At 56.5% G+C, this 17,890-nt stretch carries 14 protein-coding genes and 1 tRNA gene; 8 read left to right on the top strand and 7 right to left on the bottom strand.

Going from position 1 to position 17,890, the window contains the following annotated elements:
- Positions 1-55: 55 nt before the first annotated feature.
- Genes B4A77_RS11760 through B4A77_RS11775 form a run of 4 tightly spaced genes read right to left on the bottom strand, consistent with a single transcriptional unit; the run spans position 56 to position 5,963 of the window.
- Positions 56-1,525, bottom strand: a complete 1,470-nt coding sequence (locus B4A77_RS11760) for a sodium:solute symporter family transporter (protein WP_173382055.1) — start codon at positions 1,523-1,525, stop codon at positions 56-58.
- Between the two features lie 9 nt (positions 1,526-1,534).
- Positions 1,535-3,415: a sensor domain-containing diguanylate cyclase gene (locus B4A77_RS11765; protein ID WP_290740912.1), complete on the bottom strand. Its 1,881-nt coding sequence runs from the start codon at positions 3,413-3,415 to the stop codon at positions 1,535-1,537.
- An 8-nt stretch (positions 3,416-3,423) separates the two neighbouring features.
- Positions 3,424-4,566 (bottom strand): LptF/LptG family permease, encoded by a 1,143-nt coding sequence (locus B4A77_RS11770; protein ID WP_173382057.1) that lies wholly within the window; start codon positions 4,564-4,566, stop codon positions 3,424-3,426.
- On the bottom strand, positions 4,563-5,963 hold the full coding sequence (locus B4A77_RS11775; RefSeq protein ID WP_173366071.1) for an LptF/LptG family permease: 1,401 nt from the start codon (positions 5,961-5,963) through the stop codon (positions 4,563-4,565). The genes B4A77_RS11770 and B4A77_RS11775 overlap by 4 nt, the downstream gene beginning before the upstream one ends.
- A 64-nt stretch (positions 5,964-6,027) precedes the next feature.
- Between B4A77_RS11775 and B4A77_RS11780 the strand changes: the two genes are divergently transcribed.
- Genes B4A77_RS11780 through B4A77_RS11795 form a run of 4 tightly spaced genes read left to right on the top strand, consistent with a single transcriptional unit; the run spans position 6,028 to position 10,551 of the window.
- The gene (locus B4A77_RS11780) at positions 6,028-6,882 is read left to right on the top strand and encodes an outer membrane protein assembly factor BamD (protein WP_173366070.1); all 855 of its coding nucleotides are present in this window, start codon (positions 6,028-6,030) and stop codon (positions 6,880-6,882) included.
- Positions 6,883-6,909: 27 nt separating this feature from the next.
- Positions 6,910-7,896 (top strand): hypothetical protein, encoded by a 987-nt coding sequence (locus B4A77_RS11785; RefSeq protein WP_290740915.1) that lies wholly within the window; start codon positions 6,910-6,912, stop codon positions 7,894-7,896.
- Positions 7,897-9,474: a PHP domain-containing protein gene (locus B4A77_RS11790; protein ID WP_290740917.1), complete on the top strand. Its 1,578-nt coding sequence runs from the start codon at positions 7,897-7,899 to the stop codon at positions 9,472-9,474.
- A gap of 12 nt (positions 9,475-9,486) precedes the next feature.
- The gene (locus B4A77_RS11795) at positions 9,487-10,551 is read left to right on the top strand and encodes a rhomboid family intramembrane serine protease (RefSeq protein WP_290740920.1); all 1,065 of its coding nucleotides are present in this window, start codon (positions 9,487-9,489) and stop codon (positions 10,549-10,551) included.
- Here the strand turns inward: B4A77_RS11795 and B4A77_RS11800 are convergent.
- Entirely contained in the window at positions 10,548-11,234 is a 687-nt protein-coding gene (locus B4A77_RS11800) for a tetratricopeptide repeat protein (RefSeq protein ID WP_173366067.1), read from the bottom strand. The two genes, B4A77_RS11795 and B4A77_RS11800, sit on opposite strands and share 4 nt — an antisense overlap.
- Before the next feature lie 118 nt (positions 11,235-11,352).
- On the opposite strand from B4A77_RS11800, the gene B4A77_RS11805 reads away from it, so the two are divergent.
- Both B4A77_RS11805 and B4A77_RS11810 read left to right on the top strand, forming a co-directional pair.
- Positions 11,353-11,425, top strand: a tRNA-Thr gene (locus B4A77_RS11805).
- Between the two features lie 113 nt (positions 11,426-11,538).
- Positions 11,539-13,314 (top strand): DNA repair helicase XPB, encoded by a 1,776-nt coding sequence (locus tag B4A77_RS11810; protein ID WP_290740923.1) that lies wholly within the window; start codon positions 11,539-11,541, stop codon positions 13,312-13,314.
- 68 nt (positions 13,315-13,382) lie between these two features.
- Here the strand turns inward: B4A77_RS11810 and B4A77_RS11815 are convergent, their stop codons facing one another.
- Entirely contained in the window at positions 13,383-14,255 is an 873-nt protein-coding gene (locus B4A77_RS11815; RefSeq protein ID WP_290740926.1) for a flavodoxin, read from the bottom strand.
- Between the two features lie 41 nt (positions 14,256-14,296).
- Entirely contained in the window at positions 14,297-14,707 is a 411-nt protein-coding gene (locus B4A77_RS11820) for a very short patch repair endonuclease (RefSeq protein WP_290740929.1), read from the bottom strand.
- Positions 14,708-14,868: 161 nt separating this feature from the next.
- On the opposite strand from B4A77_RS11820, the gene B4A77_RS11825 reads away from it, so the two are divergent.
- Both B4A77_RS11825 and cysS read left to right on the top strand, forming a co-directional pair.
- Positions 14,869-16,245, top strand: coding sequence for an endo-1,4-beta-xylanase (locus tag B4A77_RS11825; protein ID WP_290740932.1), 1,377 nt, complete (start codon positions 14,869-14,871; stop codon positions 16,243-16,245).
- A 178-nt stretch (positions 16,246-16,423) separates the two neighbouring features.
- Positions 16,424-17,875: a cysteine--tRNA ligase gene (cysS, locus tag B4A77_RS11830; RefSeq protein ID WP_290730373.1), complete on the top strand. Its 1,452-nt coding sequence runs from the start codon at positions 16,424-16,426 to the stop codon at positions 17,873-17,875.
- Positions 17,876-17,890: the final 15 nt, after the last annotated feature.

Genomic DNA, 17,890 nt, shown 5'->3' on the forward strand with positions numbered 1-17,890 from the left:
CTCTCGGGCAAAAAGAATTTTACCGGTTCTTATAGTCTAAACTAGAATATGGCTTTTATTTCTTTGCAAGCAGCATCGCAGAGAACTTCAGCACGACCGCGACGAGCACGGTGGTCGTCATGCTGATGAACGGCATCCACGGCCAGCTGAAGATTCCACCAAGAACCGCAGGCACACCAAAGGCGGGAATGCCTTGAATAAGCACGAGACTCCCCATGCCGCAAACGACGGCAACAATCACCTGCCAGCTCTTGAGGCCCTTCACGAAGAAGGCGAGCAGGAACATGCCGAGGAGCGGGCCTGTAAAGAGTCCGGTAAAGAAGAGCGCATTCTTGAGGAGGCTCCCCTGCTGCGTCGCGGCAAACAGAGCGAAAAACACGCCGAGCACGCCCCACACGACCGTCCAGATTTTAGCACGTTTGAGTCCGCCCATTCCGGTAGATTCGTCCCAGCCGAGAAAATCCCGTTCGGATGTATTGCTGAGCGAATTGATGGAACTGGAAAGGCTGCTCATGGCGGCGGCACAGATGGCGGCGACAATCAAGCCGGTCACGCCTACCGGAAGCCCGTTTACGATAAAATAAGGGAATACATCGTTCTGGCCGACGCTCTCGGGAAGGGCGGCAACATGCGAAACCTTGTAATACACATAGAGTGCAGCACCTACCCAGTAGAAAAGAATCGAGACGAAGCAACCTAGCACCATCGAGAGGATGCTGGAACGGTTTGCCGCCTTCACGTCCTTGCAGCTCAGATAACGTTGTACAAACTGCTGGTCGCATCCGCGGATGGCAATTTCGAGAATGGCATAAGCAAAGCCCGCCGAGACAAGTGTGCGCGCATTGGAAACATCAAGACTTGCGTCCCACCACTTTGTCTTGCCCGCCTCGCTCGCAAGGGCAGCCATTTCGCCGAAACCGCCAACCGCATTCGAGATAAGCACGAGCACTAGGACGCCGCCGCCGAAAAACACACAGAACTGCATCACGTCGGTCCAGATGACCGCCTTGATTCCGCCAAACCACGTGTAGAAAATCGCGACCGCAGCGCTTACCACGATAGCCAGTTTAAGGTCGACGTGGAGGATTTGCGCAAGCACAAGCGACGGCGCATAGAGCAAAATTCCCGTGCGCAGCAGCAAGTGCAGGCTGTAGAAAACAGCCGCAAGACGACGCACCGTCTTCGAGCCAAACCGCACCTCGAAAAGTTCGTATGCACTGGAAATGCCCGACGTGCGGAAACGCGGGATAAACACGAAACCCACGACGACGATACTCAGGAGAGCTCCTATCTGGAACATGAGGAACGTCATGTTGTCGCCGTACACGTCGGCGGGCGCACCGAGGAAAGTCGTCGCGCTTACGGAAGTAGCGATGAGGCTAATGCCCACGGCGACCCACGGAATGGATCCGCCACCGAACATATATTCCTTGAGGTTCTTGTTGCCACGGGAAACCCAGAGACCAATAAGCAGAGAAAGCAGCAGGTATGCCGCAAGAACAAGCCAGTCAACAGCGGTAAACATAAATCGGGGTTACGCCTTGAGCGATGAAGTTAGGACCGGGATGTCGTCGTCCGTTTCGGGAGCAGGCTCGAGCGGCAATTCCGTATACTGGATAACCTGATTTCGACCACCTTCTTTCGCCTTGTAGAGCGCCTGGTCCGCATAGGTCACCGCCTTCTTCATGTCGTGGAATTCCGGAGTCACGAGGAAGGCGCCAATACTCACCGTCACGCGGAGCGGGTCCTGCTGATGTACATCGAATTCCAGCTTCATCACCGCATGGCGAATTCGTTCGGCGGTTTCGATCATGCCCTCGGGAGTCGTGTCGATGAGGCCCACAACAAATTCCTCGCCGCCATAGCGTGCGACGACATCGATTTCCTTGCGGATTTCTCCACTGATAGCACCAGCGATTCCCTTGATGACCACGTCACCAATCGGATGGCCGTAAGTGTCGTTCACGCTCTTGAAGTGGTCGATGTCCATCATCAAGACGCCAATGTTATACTTCTGGCGGTCAGCGCGAATCTTTTCGGTACGCAAATTCTCGTGCAACGTGCGGTGGTTGATAAGGCCCGTAAGGCCGTCGCGGGTTGCCAGATCCTTGCCGCGTTCGAACTGGCAGGCACGCGCATAGGCAAACCCGGCGACCCCCGCAAACGCCTTGAGCAAGTTCATCTCGTGCTCAGTATAGCGGTCGCTCTTGCGACTTTCGAGGCAAATAGCGAGCTCCGCCTGTTCCGTGTTCGCATCCGAAGGCACCGGCATTACGAACAGCTGGCGGATTTCCATGTTCTTCTTTTCCTGGTTGTCGATGCGCGGGATATAGGCGTTGAACGAGGACTGGTTGAAGGTGCGTTCTACAGGGCGGTTGTGGTAGAGCGCGAGGATCGCGAGTCCCTTGTCCGAAAGCGAGAACTTCTTGCCAAAGAACTGGTCGGCATCGATTCCGTCGCAGCAGACCACATGGCCGACACGTTCCTGGTGAAGGTTGTTGTCGTCCTGCTTGTCGAGGGCAAGGAGCATCATGCGGTCAAACGGGATATTCCCCTTGACATACTCGAAAATCTGGCGGTAAATATCCTTGACCGTCATGTTCTTGAAGAACTGATGCTGATAGTGGTAAAGGACGCTGAACTGCTGCTGCTCGATGTAGTTCTTGGCGGAAGCAAAACTCTTGAAGTAGAGGGCGTAGAGCGTACTTGCGATATAGGTAAGCGCCTGCGCCGTCTGGTGGCCAAACGCATTGGGATAGAGCGAGTCCATCACGAGCGCCCCCACACGATTCTTGCTTCTGTCGAGCATGGGAACCGCCACCAGTGACCTGATCATCGGATTGTCGATGTAGTAGAGCAGGCTCTTGCCGCCGGAAAGGTCTCCTTCGAGAAGGCGGTTCACGTCGAGGCGGAACAGCTGGCTGATAAGTCCGGAATTCTCGGTAATCTTCACATCGGTCGCCACCTGCGCGTTCGGGTCGGTGCTTGCGTAGGCACGGATTCCCCATTCCTTCATGGAATTGAGCGGAGAGAAAACCACAACCGTATGGACATTGGGGACAACCCGCTTGAGCCCTTCGAGCATATCGCCAAACGCCTTTTTCACGTCGGCATCGGCCCGCGCCCACACCTGGTTCACGCGGAGGGTAGAACCGGGCTCATTGTAGTCGGCGGCAGAATCATCGAAGGAATTTTTTAGTTCGGGGGTTACAGCGGGGGCTATCCCCGTCGCGCGCATGGCGCGGGTCACCACCGGAAGCGAGGCCGTCTTACCGCCCGGAACCCGGGGCAAGTTCATATAGCCGAGCGCGGCGGCGACACCGGCAAACGGAATCAGGAACAGGAGAAGCCCGCCCTGGAACGAAAGTCCCAGCAGCAATCCTGCAACGACAAACAAAATTATGGACATCAGCATCCGACCCTCTACAGCCTAAACGAACGGTAAAGCATCAGACAAGCTACGCCGCCATAAATAATATGGCTTATCCAGGCCGCCAGAAACGGCGTCAAGGCACCATTTTCGCCCATCTTCAGCCCAATCCGTTCAAGGATATAATAGCTAAAAACGAGCAAAAGGCCAACACCGAACTTCTGGGAAAGCCCCCCAGAGCGGCTATAACGATGGCAGAGCGCCGCCCCGATCAAAAGGACAATCAGGTTCATCCAGTGCGCAGAGAGCTTGAAATGGAGCGCAGTCTCCATAACCCGGGTGTCTTCGCCCGAGCGCTTGAGCACCTCGATGCGCTGCTTGACCATTTTCGAATCCATCTCGTCGGAAACCTGGCGTTCGTTAATCAAGTCCTCAGGCCGAGTAAACACCTTTCCCCGCATCTTCTCGCGCACAAGGGGCATGACCGTCACAGTGCCGTCCTTGTTGAAGATGCGCTTCATGCCGCGTTCGAACATCCAGTACGACTCGTCCGCAAAAGTCTTCATCACGCTGTCGCGGGCGGCACTGTCGAGGGATGCCGTATCCGGTTCCACCCAGCGGACCGTCTTGGCGTCGTAACGTTCCACGAGCCTTCCCTGCTCGCGCAAGAGCAGCACCACGTCGCGTCCCGTCCTGGATTTCCCCGAATAGAACTTGAAAAACCAGCTTGCGCGTTCGCTGTCGATAAAGGTAAAATCGTTCTTTTCCTTGATGCGCGGGTTCTTCTTTTTCTGCGCATTCGTCTCCATGATTTCCAGGCGTTTGTGGTTTGCATCGGGAAGCCAGAGTTCGCTCATCTCGTAGGAACCGACCGAAGCGAGAACGCCCAGAAAGAAAATGGGGAATAGGGTCTTGAGAGGGCTCTGCCCGGAGCTCTGCATAGCACTCATCTCGAGGTGCCGAGCCATGTTGCCCACCGAAGCGAGCACTGCAATAAAAAGCGACACCGGGGTAATGAGATAGAGCATGTACGGAATGTAGCTCACATAGTAATCGACAGCATCCTTCGTATCGCGCGCAAGCCACGTCTTGATGTTTCCGACAAAGTCGATGACCGCGAACATGAAGATGGCCCCGATCGTCACGATAAGGAACATCTTCAAAAAATTCCAGACAAGGTAACGAGAGAATTTCACGCATGCCCCCTGCCGATAGAACGGAACCAGCGACCGATGGCACGCATCGCCCTGAAAAATTTCGAATCCCCCGTAAAGCGGTCCCGGACCATCGCGATGGTAATGAACACGCCGAACGCCCCAATAATCATGTTGGAAGACCACATGGCAAGTTCCGGCGAGATGATGAGTCGGTCAGCCAGGTTCTCCCCGCCGATAAGGCAAATCCAGTAGATGACGAAAAAGGCAAGGCTGTAGATGATTCCCGTGCCAATGCCTCCCTTGCGCGCCATAATCCCGAGCGGCGCCCCGATCAGGATAAAGATAAAGCAGGCAAAGGAAGTGCTGAACTTCTTGTGGATTTCGACAAGGTATTGCGCCTCGCGCTTTTTTTCGGATTCCATGCGCCCCCAGAGGCGTTCTGTCGTGCGGAGTGCGCTGATTTCCTGAAGACGCATCTTCTGTAGCGACCGCCGGGCTTGGACCGAATCAAGTTCGGCAATTCCTTCCGCATCCGCCGGGAGAATACTGTCGCCCAACACGGAAGCCTTAGCATCTGCAAGAGTGGATAGTCTGACTTTCATGGCCTGTTGCGAGACCGTATCATACTTCGCGCGAGCCTCGTTCACCACGTCCATCATCATTTCGACAGGCATCTCGCGGTCGCTCCTATAGCTGCGGCTACGGCGTTCCAGACGCTCATCTACATTCTGCATGGCGAGGTCCTGCGAAAAGAACCGGATGCGGAAGTAGTTTTCGGGCTTATCAGGGTCCACGATATGCGTCTCGCCACTGCGCAAACGGAACATGAGCGTCGCCCCGTTATCCACGTAATCCAGCGTCGCACTGTCGGCATAGACCACGCGCGGAGGGCCCTTGCGTTCCATCTCGTACACCTGGATGCCGTAAAGCACACCCGAAACCGGGTCGATGCGGTTCACCCAGAGCTGCACGTCGGGAAACTGCGTAATCAGGCGCCCGGCATCGACAAACACGTGCGGTTTCTTGCGCGAAATGGCATTCATCAGTTCCACCGAACGGTGATTCGCCTCGGGCAGCACCCAGTTGTTGAACAGCACCATCAGAACCGAAAGGAGCATCGCGACAAGCATCACCGGACGCATCAGGGACAAGGGCGAGACTCCCGCCGCCTTTACCGCCGTAATCTCGTGGTCGCCAGAAAGGCGCCCGAAGGCCATAAGACACGCAACAAGCACGGCCATCGGGATCGAGAGCGAAAGCATCCAGGCGAGGTTCAACGCAAAAATTTCAAGGACAGTCGATGCGGGCAGTCCCTTGGACAGGACGTTGTCCAGAATTTTCACGAGAAAATCGACGACAAACAAAAACGTTATGCCGAAAAGCGCCGCCATAAAGGGGCCAATGAGTTCTTTCAACACATAACGGACTAGAATCATTTTTCTTTTCGGTAATATTTTTCTACTTTGATAAGCGAAAGTTAGAATTAACCAAAGAAAAAGAATGAACCACATCGCAAAGACAGCCCTGTTCTCAAGCATTTTTTTCGCATTGACCCTCTTTAGCGGCTGCGCATCGTCCGATGGCGCAAAGAAAACACACACGCAATTCTGCAAGGAAAAGTTCGACAAGGCCGAGGAGCTCTTCAAGAAAGAGAAATACGGACGCGTCATAGACAAACTTGAAGAAATCATGAGCTATTGCGCAGGGACTGGCTACCTGGAACAGACGTCCTTCCTTCTCGCCGAAAGCTACTTCAATCTGGAAGAATGGATCGACGCCCGCGGAGAGTACGGAAGCTTCATCACGAACTTCCCCGGATCCCCCTTCGTGGAGACAGCCGAATTCAAGAAGGCGATTGCTTCGTTCAACATGGAATTCCGCGTGAGCCGCGACGAGGCGAACACCACCATCGCAATGAAGGATTTCGAGCGCTACCTGTCGAACCACCCGGATACGCCGCTCCGCGACTCCATCAACTACTACTACGGGCTCCTCATCGAACGCCTTGCCGAAAAAGAATTCCAGACTGCGCGCCTCTACCTGCGCATGGACAAGCCTCAGGCAGCCGTCATCTACTTCAAGGAATTCCTCGAGACATACCAACAGTCCAAGAGGCGCAAGGAAGCGCTCTTCCTCACCTCGCAGGCCTATACCGACCTCGACCAGTTCGAAACCGCCCGCGAATACCTCGCTCTTGCCAAGGAAGAACTCAAAGAAGACGACAAGGACGGGCAAAAGCTCCTCGCGAAGACCGAGAAGAAAATCGCGAAGGCCGAGAAGAATTTTGAAAAGCGCATGAAGAAGGATTCCGAGAAGAAACGCATCCAGAAAGAAGAGAAGACCCTTTTCTACTAGCGATTCGCCAGGCGCCCGGTGGTTGGCATGAAGAACTTCCTGAAGATACTGTTCGCACTCCTCATCGTCTCGACGGCCTATGCCGACGAGGAAGTGAGGGTCGAGCACGACAACTCGCGCCTTTCCATATTCATGCAGCCAGCGATTTCGTTCCTGAGTTTCGACGAACGTGAATACTTCCAAAAGGCCATCGACACCATCTACGCCGACTTCAGGGCGCAGGCCGTCGACAAGGAAGAATCGCTCAGCGTCGCAAAGCAAAACTTCCAGAAGGTCAACTTCTGCTTCCCCGTCATGGGTGGCATCCAGTTCCAGGTGCACAAGGACCACTTTCTGAGTGCCGGAATCGGATTCATCTACGACAAGGAATCCGTCGTGCTTACCGACCGCAAGAACAAGGCGCACAACTATAGCTACACAATCCAGGGCGTGCCCATGTTCCTCGAATACAGGCTCGCCATTCCCACAAGCCTCATCACGCTTTCGAACGGTTCGCTCTTCAGCATCGGAGTCCGGTGGTACTGGACTCTTCCCGGCACCGAGATCTACACCACCTGGGGCAAGCTCGAAGCAGAAAACAGCCCGTTGGGCGCCGGGTTCGGAGTAAGTCTCGGCTACCTGGTCACCAGTTGGAACGGATTCAACATCTACGGAGACATCGGGTTCAGTTCCATCTCCGTCGAATCCAAGGAACGCTTCGCCGACATAGTTCCCGACGGCCCCGAAGAAAAAGCCAAATGGAACATCGGCGGACTGCAACTGCAGATCCGCGTGAGCTTCGGCCTGTGGAACAAGCCCAAGGAACCACTCCTGCCAAAGAGCAGAACCGAAAACGAAACGGCACCGGCAATTCCTGTCGAAAGCACTCCCGCACAAGGGAACGCGGCCGCGGCCGGCCCGACTGGCGAAGGGACGGGCACCTCCGAATCAACGACGGCCAAGGAGCCTGCGGCCGAAGCCCCCAGCGCTCAGGAACCAGAACAACCCGCAAGCGAAAAAGCAAAGGCGGAATAAATGAGTTTCTGGCCGGGGGAAAAACTGCGTTACGCCGAAACGCACTTCAAGTTCAGGCTTCCGTGGTCACTTCTATACAGGCCGTGGCCCGAAATCATCGTAGACGCGCCGTTCCAGTTTATACCCGGCGAAGAGCCAACCCTATGGATTGTCGTGCGTGATGCGCACCGATTCCCGACGCTTATCGAGAAAGCGGAAATCAATGGCAAGAACTTTGATTTAAACATTCAGGCGGAAGAACAATTCGGCTTTTACCCTATCAAGCTTGGGCACCTGGAAGCGGGCGTTCACGAACTGAACTGCAGGATTTATGCAAAAAGAACCAGCGAAGACGGGAAAAGTTGCGCGACCAAGATTTTCAACCGTTGGAATTATCCCGGATTAAAGCCCAAGCCGCTCAAAATTCACGTACTCGCGGAACAGCCCCCGAAGGCACCCGGATTTGTCGCCGGCGAGATGCACTGCCACACGCGATTCTCCTGCGACCACGTGGAACACGGAGCATCCCCTGCCGTATTGCAACAGGCGGCAAAGGCAGTCGGGCTTGATTTCGTAAGCTGCACCGACCACGCCTACGATTTCGCATTCACTGAAGAAGACTACACGAAGGAAGCGCCATCGCCCGCGCCCAGGTTCCAGGCACTGCGCGACGAGATTACGTCGCTTCCTGCCGGCGAAGGCATGCCCCTCCTGCTCGCGGGCGAAGAAGTTTCCGCAGGCAACAGCAAGGGTGAAAACGTCCACATGCTCGCCTTCGCGCCCGACAGCTACCTGCCCGGCCTCGGCGACTGCGGCCGCAACTGGCTCGAGAACAAGCCCACGTTCAAAATTCCGAAACTCCTGGAAATGACCGAAGCGCACTGCTTCGCGGCGCACCCAATGCAGCCCATGGGACTGCTCGAAAAGTTCATCTTCCGGCGCGGTTACTGGAGCCACAAGGACCTGAACCTCGAAGCTCGCCACAAGATTCGCGGAATCCAGTTCTGGAACGGCATCCGCGACGAAGGATTCAAACTCGGACGCCAATGGTGGATCGAGGAACTCGGCAAGGGAAACTACCTACTCCCTATCGGCGGCAACGACGCGCACGGCGACCTGAATGACACCACCTCCGTCGCAACCCCGCTATTCACATTGCGCCACACCCGCGACCACATCTTCGGCAAGGTGCGGACAGCCGTGAAAGAAGATCCCCGGTCGGAGCCGGGGATGACAAAAACGCAACTCACGCGCGAGGCGCTGAACGCCGCTTTCGCAGGCGACAACTGCTACATCACCGACGGGCCCGCGCTCTGGTGGGAACGCGCCGAAATCCACGGGAGCAAGGGAATCATCTTCCACGCCCGCAATACGGCCGACTTCGGCGGCGGATTCCGCAACATCCGCATCTTCGGACGACGCTACCTGAGCAACGGCAAGCTCTCCCCGAACGAAGAAATCTGCAAGGAAAGCCTGGTCGCGGCGCCCCAATCGGCAGATATTTCCGTTTACGCGGACAATTTCGCCTATCTCCGCGCCGAATGTGAAACAGCCACCGGCAAGTTCGCACTCACGTCGGCGGCAAGGGCCGAAGGATAAGGGGATCGCATCATGCCTCGCTTGATGTCGCCACTGCGTCCGCGCTACATGCGTTATCCCACGGACATCCCGCGGGAAGGCCTCCAGGTGCATCCGCTCCCCCGCGAAAACGATGCCGCACACGGCGATACCGCGACCCCGCAAGACGCATTAAAAAACGCTTCCGGCAACCAGGCGCCAGACACGACAGCAGATACTTTCGAGGAGCCGCAGTACCCCGAAACGATTCGCATATCCGAAGGGACATTCCGCCAAATCCGCGACTACAGCCTCGTGCTCCTTTCGCAGGGCATCACCCACCGCATCATGCGCTCCGAAGAGGGCCCGTTCCAGATTTTCATCCTACCCGAAAACGAGGACCGCGCACGCCTGCAGCTCGCGCTCTACCGCAAGGAGAACCCTCCCCGAGAAGAGAACCCGCCGCTCCCCCTCACGCTGAGCCTGCAACCCATCTGGGTTCTTCTTGTTCCTGTCGTCTGCACGCTTCTCGACTTTTCGGGCAAGGTCGCCCGCATGCATAGTCTCGGGCTTTCCGATGCCGACAAGGTGATGCACGGGCAGTGGTGGCGCACCATCACCGCGCTCACGCTGCACGCCGACGCGCGCCACATCGCATCGAACCTCGTGAGCGGTTACATCGTGCTGAACCTCATGTCGTACCGCACGCCGCTCGCACGCATGGCCCCATTCCTCGCCATCGCAAGCGCCGTCGCGAACTTCTTCGTCGCATTCACCGTGCAGACGGACTACCGCGCCCTCGGATTCTCCACGTTCGTGTTCGCCGCCATCGGCGCGCTTTCCGTCATCGAGTTCAGGCTCATGCCCAAGGAGACCCACGGCATGCTCCGGCGGTTCGCCCCCCTCTGCGGCGCCGCCTCGCTCGCCGTATTCCTCGGCATCGGTGAGAACGCCGACGTGCTGGGCCACGCCTACGGCTTTGTCGCGGGCGCGCTCTGCGGGTTCATCCCAAAGAAGAAGGCGCTCCGCTGGGGAACGCCTGCCAAACTGGTCGACCTCGTGTGGGTCACTATCTATTTCGCGATTTTCGCTATCGGCTGGAAGTTCGCTCTAAGCTAAAGGCTTGCGAGGAACTTCTTCGCCTTGTCGGCATACATCGCATTGTCGCCGTAGACCTCGACGATGCGTTCGGCGGTATTCTTCGCCTTGTCGTTTGCACCCTGCTGCTGGTATACAAGCACGAGCTTCCACATGGCGTCGGCAACCATCGGGACCTGGTCAACCGGTTCTTCCTTCTGGAAGCGGTCTTCCTTGTCGCCAGTGCGCTTGCCGAACTCGGACACGTACTGTTCGAGCAGACCGGCAGCGGCAGTGTAGTCTGCCTTTTCAATCTTCACAGAAGCAAGACCGTGCAGGGCAGCCGAGCGGACCAGTTCCACGGAACCCGCGTTATCGAGCGACTTCTGGAAAAGCGAGGCGGCGCCATCGAAATCACCCTTCTCATACTTGATATTTCCAGCGAAGAGGGCTGCCTTCGCAAGAGCGAGGCCGTCAATCTTGCCGGAATTAATCTGCGCCTCGAATTCGGCGAGGGCGGCATCCTTGTCGTTCGTGTAGAGGAGCGCCATTCCCTTGCCGAGAATTTCGGCCTGTTCGGCAGCAGCGGCCTTCTGGCTGTCCCTAAACTGGACAACGCCGGCCACAACGGCAAGGACAATCACCAGGGCCACGAGGACCTTGGTTCCGTGTTGGACAAAAAATTCCTTGATTTCAGAATTGCTCTGGTTAGATTCGTTAGCCATTTTCGACTTCCATTTTAAATTTAGTGACCCAAACATAGAAAAAATGGAAGACTTTGCCAACTCACACCAAACGCATCTTGACAAAAAAGGGGCCTATTGCTATTTTTGACCCCGCTATGCCACTCTAGCTCAGCTGGTAGAGCAGCTGATTCGTAATCAGCAGGTCGGCAGTTCAAATCTGCTGGGTGGCTCGAAAGCCCCGATTTCTACAGGAAATCGGGGTTTTTCTTTTGCTCCGTCGGCAAAACCATTCATCGCCTCCCCTCTAACCAAAAAACGCTTTTTTTACTATCTTTGGCGCCCTATGAATCCGAATGGCGCAATCATTGTTCAGAGCAACCTCGAAATCATGGTCGAGGTCGATTCCCCCTCCTACGAAGCGGCACGCGACGCAATCGCCCCCTTTACCGAACTGGTCAAGAGCCCCGAGCACCTGCACACCTACAAGATATCGCACCTGAGCCTCTGGAACGCCGCCTCTACCGGGCTCCGTGCCAAGGATGTCATAGAACGACTCGAAAGCCAGAGCCGCTTCCCGATCCCGGAGACCGTCATCACCGAGATCGAGGACTACATGGCCCGCTACGGGCTTTTGCGTCTCAAGAAAGACGGCGACCGCCTGATTGTCGAATCCGACGACAACTACATGTTCGCCGAAATCTGTCGCCTCAAGGAAGTCGAGCCGTTCGTGCTGAACTTCATCGACGACCTGCATGCCGAGGTGGACCCGGAACGCCGCGGCCACCTCAAAATGGCGCTTACCAACGCCGGGTTCCCAGTCGAGGACCTCGCGGGCTACACCGTGGGCGACCCCTTGCCCATCCACCTGCGCGAGACAACTCTCGGCGGCAAGAAGTTCGAACTCCGCGACTACCAGAAGGAAGCCGCACAGGTGTTCTATGCGAGCGGATCCGAGAAGGGCGGTTCGGGCGTCATCGTGCTCCCCTGTGGTTCGGGCAAGACGGTGATTGGTCTTGCCACCATGGCATTGGTGCAGACCAAGACACTCATCCTCACCCCGAATATTTCGGCATCGCGCCAGTGGATCCGCGAAATCTGCGACAAGACCGACTTAACCCTCGACCAGGTGAAGGAATACTCCGGCGAAGTCAAGGAAATCGGCCCGGTGACCGTCGCGACCTACCAGATATTGACCCAGCGCAAGCGCGCGAAAAAAGACGAGAACGCCCCCGACACCGCAGACCTCGAGATGAGCGACGAGGAAGTGAAGAAGGAACTCGCGAATTTCCCGCTGTTCAGCCAGCAGAAGTGGGGGCTCATGATTTACGACGAGGTGCACTTGCTGCCCGCCCCGGTGTTCCGCCTAAGTACCGAAATGCAGGCGACCCGCCGCCTTGGCCTTACGGCGACGCTCGTGCGCGAAGACCACAAGGAAACGGAAGTCTTCAGCCTTATCGGCCCCAAGAAGTACGATATCCCGTGGCGTATCCTGGAAGCGCAGGGCTGGATCGCGACCGCCGACTGTAACGAGATTCGTATCCCGATGGAAGCGGAACTCAAGATGAAGTACGCCCTCGCGCCCATCCGCGAGAAGATTACGCTTGCCAGCACGAACCCCGAAAAGACGGACATCGTGGAGCGCCTGCTCAAGCATTTCGACAAGCCCGACGACCGCGTGCTGATTATCGGCCAGTACATCGACCAGCTCGAGGCCCTCTCTGAAGACCTGCAGATTCCGCTCATCACAGGCAAGACCCCGAACAAGGAACGCGAACGCCTGTACGCCGCCTTCCGCGACGGCAGCCAGAAGAACCTCATGGTTTCGAAGGTGGGTAACTTCGCCATCGACCTTCCCGACGCGAACGTGCTTATCCAGGTTTCGGGAACGTTCGGAAGCCGCCAGGAAGAAGCCCAGCGACTGGGCCGCGTGCTGCGCCCCAAGAGCGACGGCGGTGCCGCGCACTTCTACAGCATCGTGACGCAGGATTCCAAGGAACAGGAATTCGCCATGAACCGCCAGCTGTTCCTCACGGAACAGGGTTATGCCTACAAGATAATCAAGCGCGGCGATTGGGATATACTTGCGCGCACACCTGAGGAACTTGCCGCTAGGCAGTAGAACCTAAACGAAAAGCCTTCGACGAAACGGAGGCTTTTTCATAGACTGCGGGAAACTTTCCGCAAACTCTACTTTTCCATGACAATCAACTCAGGTTCGCCCCTCCCGGGGAGCGGCTTAAAAATCTTTACAAGCGTTTCGGTCGGAGGGCGGTTGAACCCGCTGGTCGTGCACACGAACAGATAGTTCATACCGGCGACGACCTGCGTGGCCACGCTCAACGGAGCAAGTTTCAAGTAGGCGTAATCCTTCGTCGCGGTCGCAAACACCGCAGAATCTTCTGCAGTGAGCGCTCTCTGGTCCGAAAAGCCACCCATGAGCATTTCGTCCGTCTTGCCGGCGGCAAGGTCCGCGAAAAATCCCTCGACTTCCTTAGCAGCGACTTCCGCACCGTTCTCGGCGGTGATGCGCTTGTTCGAAATCCCGTAGGCGAGCGTCACGTTCGCGTTCGGCTCGAGCGTCTTGAGTTCCGCGGCGGAAGCCTTGCGGCCGCCGCTACCGTAAGTGCAGAACGGCACCACCACCTTGCCCGAAAGGTCGTTCGAAGCGAGGAAGGTATAGATCGGCGGCGCGAAACTCCCGAACATGATCGGGTAGCCGAGGTAGACCGTATCGTACTTCGCGAGGTCTGCCTTCGCGTTCACGAGCGCGGGCCACAGCTTGGTTTGGCGCTGGGCGGCCACCGCATCAATCGTGCTGTCGTATGTCGAGGGGTACGGCGTCACCATCGCAAGCTCGAACACGTCGGCGTTCTTCGCCTTCTGGAAAATCTCCGCGAGCTTCTTGGTCGCGCCCGTCTGCGAGTAATAGACAACGAGCGACTTCGACACGGCCGGCTTTGCCGCCTCCGCGGCAGTTTCCGCCTTGGACTGTTCCTGGTTCCCGCAGGCACACAGCGCAAGCGCCGCGGCAGCAACCACGATACCGAATTTGCAATTCATAAACGACCTCCGTTTTCCCTAATTATAATTTTTTCGCGGGGCTAGATTTCGACAGACTCCTCGTCGCCCCGGATAAATGCCGCAAGGCGCTCCACCGTGCGGGCAAAATCGTTCTTGACGGAACATTCCCAGACCGTCGCCACGCGGAACCCCATGAGCGAGAGCTTCCAGGCCGTCTTCACGTCGCGCACCACGTTGTTCGTGAATTTATCGTTCCAAAACTCGGGATTGCTCTTGGGACGGCTCGTAAACTTGCAGCCGTGCTGGTGCCAGAAGCATCCGTTCACGAAAACGACCACGTTGTACCTCAGGATGAATAGGTCGGGCGAACCCGGCAGGTCATGGCGGTGAAGCCTGTAGCGTAGCCCCGCGCGGAACAGCGCGCGACGCACAAGGACCTCGGGCTTCGTATCCTCGGAACGCACCGCCCGCATCATTTGCGAACGTGTCATGGGGGGACGAGATTTCCGCTTGCGCTTTTTCACGGTAAGAAATATAGCCATTTTGGGCATGTCGTGCCTTTTTCTGTTTCGGTTAATTTACACCCGTCCCCGCTTTTTTTGATTATTTTATATGTGGGTGTTTACGTATTAGGGAAAAACAAGGAGTAACAATGAGAAACCTTTTTCCCGTTTCTGGGTTTATGCTCAGCGTAGCCCTGATTGGCGCAGGCATCGCAAGCACCTTCGCCGCAGATGAAACCCTCCGATCGTACGCAGAAAAGAACGACATCTATATCGGTGCCATTCTGAACTCGCAGTGGTTTGGCGGCGGACTTCCCGCGCAGTACGAGCAAATTCACAAGACGCAGTTCAACATCGTCGTCGCCGAAAACGAGATGAAGTTCGACGCGACCGAACCTAGCGAAAACAGGTTCAACTACAACAACGGCGACAAGATGGTCAAGTACGCGAAGCAGAACGGCATGCGCGTCCGCGGCCACGCCCTCGCCTGGCACAGCCAGGTTCCGAACTGGGTGAACAACTACAAGAACGACAAGAAGAAGCTGCTCTCCGTTCTCAAGAACCACATCAACAACGTTGTCGGACACTGGAAAGGGCAAGTGGACGAATGGGACGTGGTGAACGAAGCCATCAGCAACAACGAACCCATGTGGCGTTCCTATTCCGTGTGGTACCAGGGAATCGGCCCTGAATTTATCGACTCCGCCTTCGTGTGGGCACACGCCGCCGACCCGGATGCGGAACTCTGCTACAACGACTACAACCTCGAGCAAGGCATCAGCCCGAAAGCCAAGGCGGGCTTCTTGCTGGAACAGGTGAAGCGTTGGGTTGCAAACGGCATTCCTATCCATTGTGTGGGTTCACAGACGCACGTGGAAGACACCACTACCGACAAGCACTTTATCGGTTCTCCGGACAGCCTCCGCTCGCTTGCCAGGGAACTTGCAAAGCTCAACATCAAGCTGAAAATCACCGAGCTCGATATCGGATTCAAGAGCGGCATCAACGTGAGCAAGAGCGACCTCGAACGTCAGGGAAAGACCTTCCGTGAATACCTGGACATCATCCTCGAAGAACCGAACGCGGACACGTACCTGATCTGGGGCGTATCCGATAAATGGAGCTGGCTTGGCGGGCTCAACAGGCAGAAAGGACTTATATACGACGACAACCTGAATCCGAAACCGGCATTCGATAGCATTCTGGTGAGGCTTCAAAACTTCGAGCCGCCCCAAGATACAACTGTCACGGACACGACAAGCTCCGACACAACTGCACAAGACTCCTCCATCGCGATTGCACAGTCTGCCGGTCCGGGGAGCGTCACCATGCACGTTGCAGGCCGCACGCTGTTCATTGCCGGCACGCAGTCTGCGAAGGTCGACGTGTTCGACATGCAGGGCCGCCCGGTATTCAGCGGCAAGTGCGAAACGGGCTCTGTCGAGCTGAATGTCGCCGAAGGGCTCTACATGGTGCGCGTGCGCAACGGGTCAGCAAGTTTGACGAAGCGCATCGCCATCAAGTAGAAAAAAACTATATTGGCGCTCCTTCGGAGTGCATTTTTCTATATTGGCGCCCCTTCGGTGCGCATATAGCTCGGCTCGGTCATGCCAAATGGCACAAGCGCCTTTGTCGTGACTCTCGCCTTTTTTCTATATTTGTCCCCGCTTGGCGCATGTTGCGCCGCATTTAACGGAGGCTAAAATGGCTCTACAGTTCTACAACACCGCATCGCGCAAGAAAGAAGTATTCACACTCCCCGAAGGCGTCCCCGCCGTGCGCATGTACTGTTGTGGCCCGACGGTGTACCATTTCGCCCACATCGGCAACCTCCGCACCTACATTTTCGAAGACTTTTTGGTCCGCACGCTGAAGTACTACGGCTACAAGGTGAACCACATCGTGAACATCACCGACGTGGGTCATCTCACCAGTGACGCAGACTCTGGCGACGACAAGATGGAAAAGGGCGCCGCCCGCGAAGGCAAGTCCGTCTGGGACATCGCGAAGTTCTACACCGACGCGTTTATGGCCGACTGGCACCGTTTGAACATCCAGGAACCGACCCGCTGGACGCCTGCCACGCAGCACATCCAGGAACAGATTGAACTGGTGAAGACCTTGGAAGAAAAGGGCTACACCTACCGCACCAGCGACGGCATCTACTTCGACAGCCTCAAGTTCCCGCGCTATGCCGATTTTGCACGCCTGGACGTGGAAAACCTGCGCAAGGGTAGCCGCATCGACATGGGCGAAAAGAAGAACGCCACCGACTTTGCTCTGTGGAAGTTCAGCCCGAAGGACAAGAAGCGCGCCATGGAATGGGACAGCCCGTGGGGCGTCGGTTTCCCCGGCTGGCACATCGAATGCTCCGCGATGGCCATGAAGTACAACGGCCCAACCCTCGACATCCACTGTGGCGGTACGGACCACATCCGCGTGCACCACACGAACGAAATTGCCCAGAGCGAATGCGCCAACGGCGTGACCTTTGCACGTTTCTGGATGCACGGCGAATTCCTCCGCACAGCAAGCGAAGAAAAGCTAGAAGACGGCACGACCGAGCAGAAGTTCGGCAAGATGAGCAAGTCCAGCGGCGAATTCCTGACGGTTTCGCTCCTCATGGACCGCGGCTTCAACCCGCTCGACTACCGCTTCTTCGCGATTGGCAGTCACTACCGCAACTACCTGAACTTCACGTGGGAAGCTTTGGAAGGCGCCAAGGAAGGCCTCAAGAGCTTGCACAAGAAGACGGACCCGCTGATCGGCAAGGCTACCGCAATTACAAGCGAAGCCGCCAAGGCTTTCCAGGCCGAATTCAAGGACGCCATCGGCGACGACTTGAACATGCCGCGTGCACTCGGCATCATGAACACGATGCTCAAGAGCGATATCGACGACGGTGAGAAGGCCGCCCTGGTGGCCGACTTCGACCAGATTTTCGGTTTGAAGCTCGACGAACCTCGCGAAGAATATGCCAAGAAGGGCGCAAACGACGGCGTGGATGTCGCAAAGATCGAAGCGCTGATTGCCGCCCGTAAGGAAGCCCGTGCCGCCAAGAACTGGGCCGAAAGTGACCGCATCCGTGACGAGCTCGCCGCGATGAACGTGGTCATCAAGGACAGCAAGGAAGGCACGACCTGGGAATTGAAATAACCCGGAAGCCCCTTG

Origin of the sequence: Fibrobacter sp. UBA3718 (assembly GCF_002371935.1) — a bacterium.
GTDB lineage: Bacteria > Fibrobacterota > Fibrobacteria > Fibrobacterales > Fibrobacteraceae > Fibrobacter.

Coding starts and splice junctions, on each gene's coding strand:
- B4A77_RS11760 (WP_173382055.1), bottom strand. CDS start 1,525: ATGTTTACCGCTGTTGACTGGCTTGTTCTTGCGGCATACCTGCTGCTT.
- B4A77_RS11765 (WP_290740912.1), bottom strand. CDS start 3,415: ATGCTGATGTCCATAATTTTGTTTGTCGTTGCAGGATTGCTGCTGGGA.
- B4A77_RS11775 (WP_173366071.1), bottom strand. CDS start 5,963: ATGATTCTAGTCCGTTATGTGTTGAAAGAACTCATTGGCCCCTTTATG.
- B4A77_RS11780 (WP_173366070.1), top strand. CDS start 6,028: ATGAACCACATCGCAAAGACAGCCCTGTTCTCAAGCATTTTTTTCGCA.
- B4A77_RS11785 (WP_290740915.1), top strand. CDS start 6,910: ATGAAGAACTTCCTGAAGATACTGTTCGCACTCCTCATCGTCTCGACG.
- B4A77_RS11790 (WP_290740917.1), top strand. CDS start 7,897: ATGAGTTTCTGGCCGGGGGAAAAACTGCGTTACGCCGAAACGCACTTC.
- B4A77_RS11795 (WP_290740920.1), top strand. CDS start 9,487: ATGCCTCGCTTGATGTCGCCACTGCGTCCGCGCTACATGCGTTATCCC.
- B4A77_RS11800 (WP_173366067.1), bottom strand. CDS start 11,234: ATGGCTAACGAATCTAACCAGAGCAATTCTGAAATCAAGGAATTTTTT.
- B4A77_RS11810 (WP_290740923.1), top strand. CDS start 11,539: ATGAATCCGAATGGCGCAATCATTGTTCAGAGCAACCTCGAAATCATG.
- B4A77_RS11815 (WP_290740926.1), bottom strand. CDS start 14,255: ATGAATTGCAAATTCGGTATCGTGGTTGCTGCCGCGGCGCTTGCGCTG.
- B4A77_RS11820 (WP_290740929.1), bottom strand. CDS start 14,707: ATGACACGTTCGCAAATGATGCGGGCGGTGCGTTCCGAGGATACGAAG.
- B4A77_RS11825 (WP_290740932.1), top strand. CDS start 14,869: ATGAGAAACCTTTTTCCCGTTTCTGGGTTTATGCTCAGCGTAGCCCTG.
- cysS (WP_290730373.1), top strand. CDS start 16,424: ATGGCTCTACAGTTCTACAACACCGCATCGCGCAAGAAAGAAGTATTC.